A 12,237-nucleotide genomic window follows, 5' to 3' on the forward strand; every position below is an offset into this window, starting at 1 on the left:
GCCTGCGGGAGCTCGACGTCGACGCGGGACCGGACTGGCGGCTGGTGCCGGCGGCGCTCACGGCCTGGCTCGCGACGCTGGCCGGCCTGCTCGCCGCTTGGTGGTGGGTCGCGGTCGGTAGTGGCGTCGGGGTCACCGCCGCGGTCGTCGTGCTGCTGGCCGCTCGGCGGCGGCCCGGGGCAGTGCGATGGTGGTGCCTCGGGGTGGGCTGGTCGCTGCTCGTCTGCGCGCTGCTGGTCGGCGTGGGCTCGACAGGCCGGTTGCGCGAGGCGGCCGGCGACCCGCTTCGCGACCGGGCGATCGAGGGCGCGTCGGGCGTGTTCCGCGTGACGATCAGCGAACGCCCACGGCCGGTGTTCTCCGAGGGTTTCGGCGGTCAGCAGGGCGGCGTGCGGGCGGTCGTGGTGCCGGCCCGCGTCCGGGACGCGGTGGTCGCGGGCGCGCCGGTTGCCTCCCGCGGCCGGGTCGTGTTGATCGCCCCGGTACACCGCTGGTCGACTCTGCTGCCCGGGCAGGACGCGACGGCCACAGCCCGGCTGGCGCCCGGCCGCGCGGAGGAGCTGACGGTCGCAGTGCTGCGGGTTCGTGGACCGCCGGCGGACGTGACCCGCGCGCCAGTGTGGCAGCGCATGGCGAAGACGCTGCGGTCCGGCCTACGGCACGCCACCGGCGTGCTCGACCCGGAACCCGCTGGGTTGCTCCCCGGCCTTGTCGTCGGCGACACAGATCGGCTGTCCCGGCAGGTCGACGGCGAGTTCAAAGCCGCCGGAATGGCCCACCTGCTGGCAGTCAGCGGCTCGAACCTCGCGATCGTTTGCGTGGCGGTGTTGCTGCTGCTCCGGGCGCTGCGGATCGGGCCTCGTGGTTCGGCTGCGGGGGCGATGGTCGCCCTGGTGGGGTTCGTGGTGCTGGCGGGACCGGAGCCGAGCGTGCTGCGGGCGGGCGTCATGGGCGCGGTCGGTCTGCTCGCCCTGGCGATCGGGCGAGAACGAGCCGCGCTGCCGGCGTTGGGCACTGCGGTGGTCGTGCTGGTGCTGTGGGACCCGGCGATGGCCGTCAGCTTCGGGTTCGCCCTGTCGGTGCTGGCGACGGCGGGGCTGGTCCTGCTGGCGCCACGCTGGGCCGATCGGCTTGCGGCGCGGGGCGTGCCGCGCGGGATCGCCGAGGCGCTGGCCGTGCCGGCCGCCGCGCACCTGGTCACCGCGCCCGTGGTGGCCGGGATGGCCGGGCAGGTCAGCCTCGTGTCGGTGCTGGCGAACATGCTGGCCGCGCCGGTCGTCGCACCCGCCACGGTGCTCGGCGTGCTCGCGGCGCTGGTCGCCCCGGCGTGGGCATGGTTCGCGGAGCTGCTGGTCCGGCTGGCCGGGCCGGAGGCGGACTGGCTGATCCTCGTCGCGCGGCACGCCGCCCGGGCGCCGGGGGCGGTGATCTCCTGGCCCAGCGGGTGGTGGGGCGGGCTGCTGCTGGTGGTCTGCGTCCTGCTGCTCGTTGCGGCGCTGCGGCGCCGGCGGCTGCGGGTGCTGATCGGCGCGGCGTTCGCCGGGCTGCTGGTCGTGCTGATCCCGATCCGGGTGATCGCACCGGGCTGGCCGCCGCCCGGCTGGGCGATGGTCGCCTGCGACGTCGGCCAGGGCGACGCGCTCGTGCTGTCGACCGCCGAGGAGGGCCGGGCCGTCGTCGTGGACACCGGGCCGGAGCCGGGCCCGCTGGCCGCGTGCCTGGATCGGCTCGACGTGTCCCGAGTGCCGCTGGTGGTGCTCACCCACCTGCACGCTGACCACGTCGGCGGGCTTGACGCGGTGCTGGCCGATCACGAGGTCGGGGCCGTTGGCGTGGGCCCGGCCCGCGAACCCGACTGGGCGTGGAAGGAGGTGCGGGCGAAGGCCGCGGCGGCCGGGGTGCCGCTCGTGCAGATGGATGCCGGGCGGCGGCTGGACTGGCCCGGACTGTCGATGGAGGTGCTGGCACCAGATGAAAGGGAGGTGATGCCGGCGGCAGGAGCCGACGGCACGGAGATCAACGACGCGTCGTTGGTGATGCGTGCGACCACGCCTGCCGGGCGGATCCTGCTGAGCGGTGACGTCGAGCTGGCCGCACAGGCCCACCTGCTCAACGCGCGCACGAACCTGTCCGCCGACGTGCTCAAGGTGCCGCACCACGGCAGCCGGTACACGACGGCTGAGCTCTTCGCGGCGGTCCGGCCGCGGATCGCGGTGGTGAGCGTCGGGGCGGGCAACCGGTACGGCCATCCGAGTCCGCTCACGCTCCGCGCACTGCGCCACGCGGGCGCGCTCGTCCTGCGCACGGATATCACCGGTGACGCGGCGATCGTGCCCGGCGATACCGGTCCACGTGCGGTGACGCGCGGGTCGGCGCGGGCCCCGCCCGCGGGCAGGTGGATCACGGCGGAGCCGATGGCGTGCGTGTCCGTGTTCGACAGCTGCGCAACTCGATCGTCGGCGCGGACCTGCCCACCGAGCCGGGTGCCGGACGCCCGGTTCGGCACGATCGCCGTCACGGGCCAGTGGGATCCGTGGCCGACCACTGTGACGCTGAGCGCCGAGACGTCGCTGCCGGAAACGCTCACACGACGCCCGATCTGGCTCGTGCCGCCACCTCGAATCACGCCGACGAGCAGGACACCTTCACGCTGCAGGTGGACGGCGTGGCCGCGCCGCTGGGCTGCGGTCGGTGTGCGATGCGCCGAGCGACTACGACGTGTGGGCGACCGTGGCGGGCCGCGAGTACGTGCTGCGCCACGAACGCCGGTGGCACGGCCAGCCTGGAGCGCGACGGCGCCCGGTTGCCTGGCTGTCCACATCGGACTCCGGTCGCACGATTTCCGCGACCTGCGATCGTGGCGCGGACGCCGACGCGACTGTGGGCATCGCCTGGGCATGACGCTCGGAATTGGCGCGCCGGGCTTCATCCGGAACGTGGTGGAGGCGATCTTCCGAGGCTGTCCGGACCGCTCGTCACGAGACCGACCGCCGTGAGAAGGGTGCTCAGGTCGTCACCGAGGGATCCTGAACACCCTTCTCACGTCTCCGGACACCTCCCCGGCAGTAAGACCTACCCGTCCGGGCGTCAGGACTCAAGGGCTTCGCGCACAGCGTCGCTCGACGGAGGGACGATCGCTTTCGGTCCGATCTTGTCCTCCACGGCGTCGAGCGTCTTCAGGCCGTCGCCCGTGATCAGCAGGACGGTCTCCGCGTCGGGATCGAGCTGGCCGGTGTCGATGAGCTTCTTCGCCGTCGCGACGGTGACGCCGCCGGCGGTCTCCGCGAAGATGCCCTCGGTGCGAGCCAGCAGGCGGATGCCGTCGACGACCTCTTCGTCGGAGACGTCCTCGACCGCGCCGTTCGTGCGGCGGACGGCGTCGAGTACGTATGGGCCGTCCGCGGGTGCGCCGATCGCGAGCGAGCGGGCGATCGTATCCGGCTTCACCGGGCGCACCACGTCCTGGCCCGCCTTGAACGCGGCGGCCACCGGCGAGCAGCCGGTCGCCTGCGCACCGAAGACGCGGTAGTCCCTGCCGTCGACGAGGCCCAGTTCGGTCAGCTCACGGAAACCCTTGTCCACCTTGGTGAGCTGCGCGCCCGAGGCGACCGGCACGACGACCTGGTCGGGCAGCCGCCAGCCGAGCTGCTCGGCGACCTCGAAGCCGAGCGTCTTCGACCCCTCGGCGTAGTAAGGCCGCACGTTGACGTTCACGAACGCCCAGTCCTCGTGCTCTGCGGCGAGTTCGGTGGCGAGCCGGTTGACGTCGTCGTAGTTGCCCTCGACCGCGATGAGCGCGCCGTCGTACACGGCCGTGGTGAGGACCTTCGCGCGCTCGAGCGAGGACGGGATCAGCACGACCGAGTTCCAGCCTGCTCGCGCGGCCGCGGCGGCCACCGCGTTGGCGAGGTTGCCGGTCGACGGGCAGGCGAGCACGGTGAACCCGAGCTGGCGCGCGGCGGCGAGCGCCACGGCGACCACCCGGTCCTTGAACGAGTGCGTCGGGTTGCCGGTGTCGTCCTTGACCCACAAGGACTTCACGCCCAGCGCGGCGGCGAGCCGGTCGGCCTTCACCAGACGGGTGAGGCCCGGCTCGGTGTTCGGGTGGCGGTCCACATCGGACGGTACGGGCAGCAGCCGCCGGTAGCGCCAGATCGACTTGGGGCCGGACTCGATGTCCGCGCGGGACACGTCGCCGAAGTCATAGGCGACCTCCAGCGGGCCGAAACATTCCGCACAGGCGAACTCGGCGGCGAGCGGTACCTGGTTGCCACATTCCCGGCAGGCAAGCGCACGTGCGGGCCCGAGGTCCAGCGTCGTGGTGGTGGCAGTGATCGTCATCGCGAGGTTTCTCCTCATCTGTCCCGCGTGCGGGTCGGAATTGGCACCGTGGTCGTAGCCGTTCCTCGCGGAACTCGTTGGCTGACGCCGGTTGCCGGGGCTTCTTCGGGCCGGTCCCTCTGCCCCTCTGGATGAGCTGTATTCAGTTATCCCGCCGAACACGGTACGGCACTGCCGGGGTGCTGGGCCAATCTGAGGTCCATCATTCGAGAAGTCCTCGACCGACACGGAGCGTGGCCGCCGACGCGGGCCCGCACGGGGGTGCGAGGATGGCGGTGTGAAGGCCCCAGCCGTGACCCCACCAGCGCTGCAGCTCGTGCTCGGTGAGGAGGAGTTGCTGGTCGAGCGCGCCGTCCGGGCCGCGGTCGACACCGCCAAGCTCGCCGACCCGGCCGCCGAGCTGACCCGCGTCAAGGTCACCGACCTCACGCCGCCGGAGCTCGCCGAGCTGGTCAGCCCGTCGCTGTTCGCCGAGCGGCGGGTGATCGTCCTCGAGGGCGCACACGACGCCGGCAAGGACATCGCCACGGCGATCGGCTCGTACGTCAAGGAGCCGGCTGACGGCTTGCAGCTGGTCGTCCTGCACACCGGCGGTGGCCGCAAACCCGCCAAGGACCTCGTGGGCGTGCTGCGTGCGGCGGGCGCGGATGTGGTCGAGTGCCCGCGGATCACCAAGCCCGCCGACCGCGAGGCGTTCGTGCGGAACGAGATCCGCCGCGCGGGCGGCAAGTCCGACGCGGACGCGGTGAGCGCGCTGATCGACTCGGTCGGGTCGGACCTGCGCGAGCTCGCCTCGGCGGCCGCGCAGCTCGTCGCCGACACGGGCGGCCAGGTGACCGTGGAAGACGTACGCCGGTACCACCGCGGCCGGGCCGACGTGACGGGGTTCGCGGTGGCCGAGAAGGCGATCACCGGCGACGTGCCGGGCGCGCTGGAGATGCTGCGCTGGGCGATGCAGCTGGGCGTGCCGCACGTGCTGGTCGCGGACGCGCTGGCGGACGCCGTGCGGACCGTGGCCCGGGTCGCGGGTGCGGGACGCGCGGACCCGTACCGGCTGTCGTCGGAGCTGGGCATGCCGACGTGGAAGGTGCGCAAGGCGCTATCGCAGTCACGGGGCTGGCACCCGGCCGGTCTGGTGGCGGCGATGCAGGTCGTGGCGGACGTGAACGCGGACGTCAAGGGCGTCGCGGTGGACGCCGACTACGCGCTGCAGCACGCGGTGCTCCGCCTCGCCGAAGCCCGTCGCCGCAGCTGAGCCACCTGATCTGGTGACGAGGTCGGCCGCCGGCCCCCGATCACCAGCCTAGTGGCGGCCGCCGACAATTCCGGGTGGCGCATGCGAATCTGTGGACAGACCGGCGAGTTGTGGACAAGTCCCCGGGGTCCCCCCGTTTCCACCGTAGTGGCGCTCGCTGACGATTTCGGGCAGTGCTTGCGAATCTGTGGACAGGCTCGCGGGTTGTGGACAACCGGCCGGGGATCCCCCGAGTTCCAGACTACGGGTGGGTACCGACGGAAATCGCCGGCGAGAGCCGCGCTGTGTACTGGTCAGCCGGGAGGCCGGAGACGACTGTGCCGGCCGCCCCATTGGGACGGCCGGCACAGTGGAAGTCAGCTCAGAGCTGGTTCGCGCGCTTGGCCATGGCGGACTTCTTGTTCGCCGCCTGGTTGGCGTGGATCACGCCCTTGCTGGCCGCCTTGTCGAGCTTCCGGCCGGCGTCGCGCATGAGCTCGATCGCCTTGTCCTTCTCGCCGGCTTCGGCGGCCTCGCGAAACTTGCGGATCGCGGTCTTCACCGAGGACTTGACGGACTTGTTGCGCTGGCGCGCCTTCTCGTTCGTCTTGATCCGCTTGATCTGGGACTTGATGTTTGCCACGCGTGTACTCCTCGATGTCGATCACGGAAGTCCGTGCCGCGTTCAGGTGGCCTCACCGGAACGGTGAGCTTCCTCCAGGGCGGAATGCCACACGGCACGACCGGGCGAGGATAACAGCGGGTCACCGGCGGGCTAGTCGTCGGGGTCCTCGACCGGGTAGTCCGAGGTGTCCGAGGGCACTGGTGAGTTCGCAGGTGCCGGGGACGCCGCAGAGTCTGGGGACACCGCAGCGTCTGGGGAGGCCGCAGGGGTCGGGGAAGCGGCGGACTTCGGGGAAGCGGCGGACTTCGGGGGGCGGCCGCGGCGGGGGAGGCGGCCGGCATCGTCGGGGAGGCGGTTGGCTTGGGCTAGCGCCCTGCGCAGCAGGAACTCGATCTGTGCGTTGGTACTGCGCAGCTCGTCACTCGCCCAGCGCGCCACCGCGTCGTGGATCGCGGGGTCCAGACGCAGCAGCAGCTTCTTCCGCTCGGCCACGAAGCGAAACCGGCCTCAGTTGTACAACGTGCCGGTGTTGACCACGGGCTGGGCGTCCCGGTCCGCGCACAGCACGACCAGCAGGTTGCTCACCATGGACGCCTTGCGCTCCTCGTCCAGGTCCACGACCTCCTCGTCGGCCAGCTTGTCCAGTGCCATCTGCACCATCCCGACCGCACCCTCGACGATTCGTTGCCGCGCGGCGACGACGGCCCCGGCCTGCTGGCGGCGCAGCATCGCCCCGGCGATCTCCTGCGCGTACGCCAGGTGCGTGATCCGCGACTCGATCACCTCGACGCCGGCGGACTCGACCCGCGCGGCGATCTCCGCGGACAGCTTGTCGGTGATCTCCGTCGTGTTCTCCCGCAGCGACAGGGCGCCGTGGGAGTCGTACGGGTAGCTCGTCGCGATGTGGCGGACCGCGGTCTCCGCCTGGATGGTCACGAACTCGTTGTAGTCGTCCACCTCGAACATGGCCCGCGCCGTGTCGGTCACCCGCCAGACCACCACCGCGGCGATCTCGATCGGGCTGCCGTCCGCGTCGTTGACCTTGGTCACCGCCGTCTCGTGGTTGCGGATCCGCGTGGAGATCCGCCGCCGGACGGTGAACGGGTTGACCCAGCGCAGCCCGTCCAGCCGCACGGTCCCCACATACCGGCCGAGGAACTGCACCACCCGCGCCTCGCCGGGCGCGACCTGCATCAGCCCGCCGCCCACGACGAACCCGGCGACGATCACCAGGCCGCCGGCCACGGTCAGCACGATCAGGCCGGCACCGGGCCCGTCGGCGGCCAGCAGGAGGACCCCGACCAGCAGCATCGTGGCCCCGCCGAGGCCCAGCACGATCGCCAGGGCCAGCAGCGGCAGACCGGCGGCGCCGAACGCGGGCCGCTCCCGCACGTGTGGCTCGGGCATCGGTGCGTCGACGGTCTCCATGGCCCCTCCTCGACGGTTCGACGGACGGAACTGACTATCAAAGTGATATCACTTTATAGTAGCCTGGCGCCATGACGGAAGCGCTGCGGCTCGAACGCCTCTTCAAACAGTTCGGCCCGACCATCGCGGTCGACCACGTCGACCTCTCCGTGCCCGCCGGCTCGTTCTTCGGGCTCGTCGGCCCCAACGGCGCCGGCAAGACCACCTCGCTCTCGATGGCGGTCGGCCTGCTGCGCCCCGACGGCGGTACCGCGACGATCTTCGGCGTCGACGTGTGGGCGGACCCGGTGCGCGCCAAGGCGCTGACCGGCGTGCTGCCGGACGGGATGTCGCTCCCCGAGCGGCTCACCGGCGCCGAGCTGCTCACCTACATGGGACTGCTGCGCGGGATGGACAAGGACACCGTCGCGCAGCGGACCGGCGAGCTGCTCGCCGTCCTCGAGCTCGACGACGCCCGTGACCGCCTGGTGATCGACTACTCCGCCGGCATGCGCAAGAAGATCGGCCTCGCCACCGCCCTGCTGCACGCCCCCAAGCTGCTCGTGCTCGACGAGCCGTTCGAGGCCGTCGACCCGGTGTCCGCCGCCACGATCCGCACGATCCTGCAGCGCTTCGTGACCGCCGGCGGCGCGGTCGTGCTGTCCAGCCACGTGATGGCCCTCGTCGAGCAGCTCTGCTCGCACGTCGCCGTGATCACCCGCGGCCGTGTCGTGGCCGCCGGCCCGGTGGCCGAGGTCCGCGGCGGCACGAGCCTCGAGGAGGCCTTCGTGCACATCGTCGGCGGGCGCACCGGTGGCTCGGAGGGGTTGTCGTGGTTGGCATCCTGATCCGGATGAAGCTGCGGGTGCTGCGCCACTCGCTGCGCGGCACGCAGGCCGGGCTCACCGGTGCCGGCGCGCTCGTCGGCCTGTGCGCCGCGGTGGTCACGATCCTCGTCGCCACCATGGATTTCGGCCGCCCAGGCGTCGGAGTGGACGTGCTCGCCGCGGTCTATCTGCTGTGGACGGTCGGCTGGCTGTTCGGCCCGGTGTTCACCGGCGGTGGGGACGAGACCCTGCGCCCGGAGCACTTCGCGGCCCTGCCGATCACCCCGCGCCGGCTCGCCGGCGGCCTGCTCGGCGCGGCGTTCGCCGGCGTGCCCGCGATCGTCACGTTCCTCGCGTTCACCGGGCTCGTCGTCCTCGCCGACGGCGCCGCGGCCACGGTCGTCGCGCTCGTCGTGCTGCCGCTGCAGCTCGTCTTCGTCGTGCTGCTGTCCCGCGTCGTGATGGCGGGGCTGGGCGCGGTGCTGCGGTCCCGCCGCGGCCGCGACCTCGGCGTGCTGCTCGCCGCGCTGGTCGGCCTGTCCGGCTTCGCCATCCAGGCCGCCCTGAACACCGTCGGGCCCCTGCTCGTCGAGGGCGGTTCGCCGGCGCTGTCCACGGTGCTGCGGGTGCTGCCGTCCGGCTGGGGAGTCGTCGCGGTGGGCGCGGCCGCGGACGGCCAGTGGCCGCTCGTACTCGGCTGCGTCGCCGCGCTCCTCCTCGTCGTCGCCGGGCTGCTCGCGCTCTGGGGCGTGCTGCTGGAGCGGCGGACGACCCGCGTGGCGGTCAGCATCGGCCCGCGACGGGGCCGCACCCGGTCCGGCATCGGGCACCGGCTGCCGCCCACACGGATCGGCGCGGTCGCCGGCAAGGAGCTGCGCACCTGGGCGCGCGACGCCCGCCGCCGGGTCGCGCTGCTGTCGATGCTGATCGTGGGCGTGGTCGTCGGCGTCGTGCCCGCGATCACCGGGGGCGACACCGGACCGCTGCCGTTCGCCGGCCTCGTGGTCGTGACGATGGCCTGCCTGCTCGCCGGGAACCTGTACGGCATGGACGGCAGCGCGCTGTGGCACACGCTCGTCGTGCCCGGCGCGGAGGCGGTCGACGTGCGTGGCCGCCAGCTCGCGTGGCTGCTCATCGTCGGACCGGTGACGCTCGTGCTCGCGCTCGTGCTGCCCGGCGTCACCGATCCCGGGCTCTACCCGTGGGTGGTGGGGCTCGCGCCCGCGCTGCTCGGCGGCGGTGCCGGGCTGATCATGGTGCTGTCGGTCTACCTCGCGTACCCGATGCCCGACCAGCGGGCCAGCCCGTTCGCGGCCGGCGGCAACCCCGGCCTCGTGCGCGGCCTCATGCAGCTGGCCATCGCCCTGTTGCTGGGCGTCGTGGCGCTGCCCGAGATCGCCATCCTCGCGCTCGGCTCGGGCACGCCGGCCGTGCAGTGGCTCGCGCTGCCCGTCGGGATCGGCGTCGGCGTGCTGTGCTGGTGGGGCCTGGGCGGGCTCGCGCAGCGGCGGCTCGCCGGGAAGGGACCGGAGCTGCTCGCCCAAGTCCGGAAGCAGGTGTGACCGTGTTCGTCCGAGCACCTGCCCGGTGATCCTCGCCACCCTTGGCCTACCGACCACGCGCGGCGGATCCGGCCCCTCTGACATGGTGGAGGGATGCATCCCGCCGCGATCGCCCTCGTGCTCGCGGCGGCGGTCGCCCACGCCGGGTGGAACCTGTTCGCCAAGCGGGTGCCCGGCGGCGGCGCGCTCTTCGTCTGGCTCACCGCCGTGTGCTCGGCGGCCATCCAGCTGCCGTTCGCGGTCGGTGCGGTACTGCTCACCGGCGAACCCGTCGAGGCCGTCTGGTTCCTCGCGGCGGTCGTCAGTGGGGTGATCCACACGGCGTACTTCGTGATCCTGCAACGGGGTTACGCCGTCGGCGACCTGTCGGTCGTGTACCCGCTCGCCCGCGGCACCGGGCCCATGCTGTCGGTCGCCGCCGCGATCTGGCTGTTCCACGAGCGACCGGCCGGCCTCGCGCTCGCCGGTGCGGCCGCCGTCGTGCTCGGGGTGTGGATCATCGGGGGGCTCGGCTCCTCCGGCGAGGGCTCGTGGGCGGGCGGCGTCGGGTACGGGATCCTCTGCGGTACCACGATCGCCACGTACACGCTGTGGGACGCGCACGCCGTGACGGTGTTCGCCGTGTCCCCCTTGATTCTGATGGGCGGCACCTCGATCTTCGAGGCCGCGCTGCTCGCCCCCTACGCGCTGGCCCGGCGCGCGGACGTGGCGCGGATCTGGCGCGAGAACAGGCTCGCGGTCCTCGCCGTGGCCGTACTGTCCCCGCTGGCCTACGTGCTCGTGCTGTTCGCGTTGCGGCTCGCGCCGGTCAGCCTCGTGGCACCCGCCCGGGAGCTCTCGATCGTGCTCGGCAGCATCGGCGCCTGGCTGCTGCTGCGCGAGCCGAACCCCGCGCGGCGGCTCGCCGGCGCGGTCATCGTGGTCGCCGGGGTTGCGGCCATCGCCGCCGCCTGACCAAGATGCGCAGATGACGCGATCAGCAGCCTCCGCCCGGTCCGCCAGCACGTCGCGCCGCGCCGGGCGGAAGGGCGAGCTGTTCGACGGCTACCTCGACCCGAAACGGGCGCACGCCGGCGCCTACGACGAGATGTTCGCGTCCGACGAGACCCTGCGCCCGGCCTACCGGCGGTTGTACGAGTCGCTCGCCCCGGCGGTGCCCGCGGAGCTCGGCGCGCGGGCCGACGCGCTGGACCGCGCGCTGGTCGACCAGGGCATCACGTTCTCCCTGTCCGGACAGGAGCGTCCCTTCCCGCTCGACCTCATCCCGCGGGTGATCACCGCGGCCGAATGGGCCCGCCTCGAGCGCGGCATCGCGCAGCGGGTCCGCGCGCTCGAGGCGTTCCTCGCCGACGTCTACACCGACCAGCAGATCATCCGCGACGGCGTGCTGCCCAAGCGGCTTATCACGTCCTGCGAGCACTTCCACCGCCAGGCCACGCGCCTCGTGCCGCCCAACGGGGTGCGCGTGCACGTAGCCGGCATCGACGTCGTGCGCGACGAGGACGGCGTGTTCCGCGTGCTGGAGGACAACCTGCGCAGCCCCTCCGGGGTGTCCTACGTGATGGAGAACCGGCGAACGATGGCCCGGGTGTTCCCGGACCTGTTCGCCAAGCACCGGGTTCGCGCCGTCGGCGACTACGCCGTGCACCTGCTGCGCGCGTTGCGGGCCGCGGCCGCGGCGAACGTGCCCGACCCGAACGTCGTCGTGCTCACGCCCGGCGTCCACAACTCCGCCTACTTCGAACACTCGCTACTCGCACGGCTGATGGGCGTCGAGCTCGTCGAGGGCCGCGACCTGTTCTGCCGCGACAACACCGTCTACATGCGCACGACGCAGGGCGAGCGTGCCGTCGACGTCGTCTACCGGCGCATCGACGACGAGTTCCTCGACCCCGTGCACTTCAAGCCGGACTCCGTGCTCGGCGTCGCCGGCCTGCTCAACGCCGCGCGCGCGGGCAACGTGGTCATCGCGAACGCGGTCGGCAACGGCGTCGCCGACGACAAGCTCGTCTACACCTACCTGCCGGACATCCTGAAGTACTACCTCGGCGAGAGCATGCTCCTGCCCAATGTGGACACGTTCCGCTGCTGGCTGCCCGACGAGAAGCAGCAGGTCCTCGACCGGGTCGCCGAGCTGGTCGTGAAGCCCGTCGAGGGCTCCGGCGGGTACGGGATCGTCTTCGGGCCCAACGCGAACAGCCGCGAGCTGACCGCACTGCGCCGCCGCATCCGGGCGAACCC

General features: G+C 72.5%; 8 protein-coding genes, 2 pseudogenes and 1 riboswitch. Of the genes and pseudogenes, 6 read left to right on the top strand and 4 right to left on the bottom strand.

The genetic code is table 11. The features are described from left to right. Positions 1-2 precede the first annotated feature (2 nt). Positions 3-2,387 (top strand): annotated as a pseudogene (locus VH969_RS30050) (DNA internalization-related competence protein ComEC/Rec2); the annotation flags it as partial. Positions 2,388-3,087: 700 nt separating this feature from the next. Here VH969_RS30050 and thrC read toward each other — a convergent pair. After that, positions 3,088-4,341 (bottom strand): threonine synthase, encoded by a 1,254-nt coding sequence (thrC, locus tag VH969_RS30055; protein WP_331980390.1) that lies wholly within the window; start codon positions 4,339-4,341, stop codon positions 3,088-3,090. A gap of 11 nt (positions 4,342-4,352) precedes the next feature. Continuing rightward, a riboswitch (SAM riboswitch) is annotated at positions 4,353-4,479 on the bottom strand. A 139-nt stretch (positions 4,480-4,618) separates the two neighbouring features. On the opposite strand from thrC, the gene holA reads away from it, so the two are divergent. Next, complete coding sequence (gene holA, locus VH969_RS30060; protein ID WP_331980392.1) at positions 4,619-5,596, top strand: DNA polymerase III subunit delta; 978 nt, start codon at positions 4,619-4,621, stop codon at positions 5,594-5,596. A 361-nt stretch (positions 5,597-5,957) separates the two neighbouring features. On the opposite strand, the gene rpsT is transcribed toward holA, so the two are convergent. From rpsT to VH969_RS30075, 3 genes and pseudogenes are all read right to left on the bottom strand, one after another. Then, positions 5,958-6,218 (bottom strand): 30S ribosomal protein S20, encoded by a 261-nt coding sequence (gene rpsT, locus VH969_RS30065; protein WP_331980394.1) that lies wholly within the window; start codon positions 6,216-6,218, stop codon positions 5,958-5,960. 282 nt (positions 6,219-6,500) lie between these two features. Then, a pseudogene (locus VH969_RS30070) lies at positions 6,501-6,692 on the bottom strand (type II toxin-antitoxin system antitoxin); the annotation flags it as partial. Positions 6,693-6,707: 15 nt separating this feature from the next. Further along, positions 6,708-7,628, bottom strand: coding sequence for an SPFH domain-containing protein (locus VH969_RS30075; protein ID WP_331980396.1), 921 nt, complete (start codon positions 7,626-7,628; stop codon positions 6,708-6,710). Positions 7,629-7,699: 71 nt separating this feature from the next. Here VH969_RS30075 and VH969_RS30080 point away from each other — a divergent pair, with 71 nt between their 5' ends. The 4 genes from VH969_RS30080 to VH969_RS30095 form a co-directional block, all read left to right on the top strand. After that, entirely contained in the window at positions 7,700-8,455 is a 756-nt protein-coding gene (locus tag VH969_RS30080) for an ABC transporter ATP-binding protein (RefSeq protein WP_331980398.1), read from the top strand. Further along, positions 8,440-9,996: a hypothetical protein gene (locus tag VH969_RS30085; protein WP_331980400.1), complete on the top strand. Its 1,557-nt coding sequence runs from the start codon at positions 8,440-8,442 to the stop codon at positions 9,994-9,996. The genes VH969_RS30080 and VH969_RS30085 overlap by 16 nt, the downstream gene beginning before the upstream one ends. A 93-nt stretch (positions 9,997-10,089) precedes the next feature. Continuing rightward, positions 10,090-10,950: an EamA family transporter gene (locus VH969_RS30090; RefSeq protein ID WP_331980402.1), complete on the top strand. Its 861-nt coding sequence runs from the start codon at positions 10,090-10,092 to the stop codon at positions 10,948-10,950. A gap of 13 nt (positions 10,951-10,963) precedes the next feature. Beyond that, positions 10,964-12,237: circularly permuted type 2 ATP-grasp protein (locus VH969_RS30095; protein WP_331980404.1), on the top strand; the 1,274-nt coding region annotated here is incomplete at its 3' end.

Origin of the sequence: Actinophytocola sp. (genome assembly GCF_036555685.1) — a bacterium.
Classification (GTDB): domain Bacteria; phylum Actinomycetota; class Actinomycetes; order Mycobacteriales; family Pseudonocardiaceae; genus Actinophytocola.

Coding starts and splice junctions, on each gene's coding strand:
- VH969_RS30080 (WP_331980398.1), top strand. CDS start 7,700: ATGACGGAAGCGCTGCGGCTCGAACGCCTCTTCAAACAGTTCGGCCCG.
- VH969_RS30075 (WP_331980396.1), bottom strand. CDS start 7,628: ATGGAGACCGTCGACGCACCGATGCCCGAGCCACACGTGCGGGAGCGG.
- VH969_RS30090 (WP_331980402.1), top strand. CDS start 10,090: ATGCATCCCGCCGCGATCGCCCTCGTGCTCGCGGCGGCGGTCGCCCAC.
- thrC (WP_331980390.1), bottom strand. CDS start 4,341: ATGACGATCACTGCCACCACCACGACGCTGGACCTCGGGCCCGCACGT.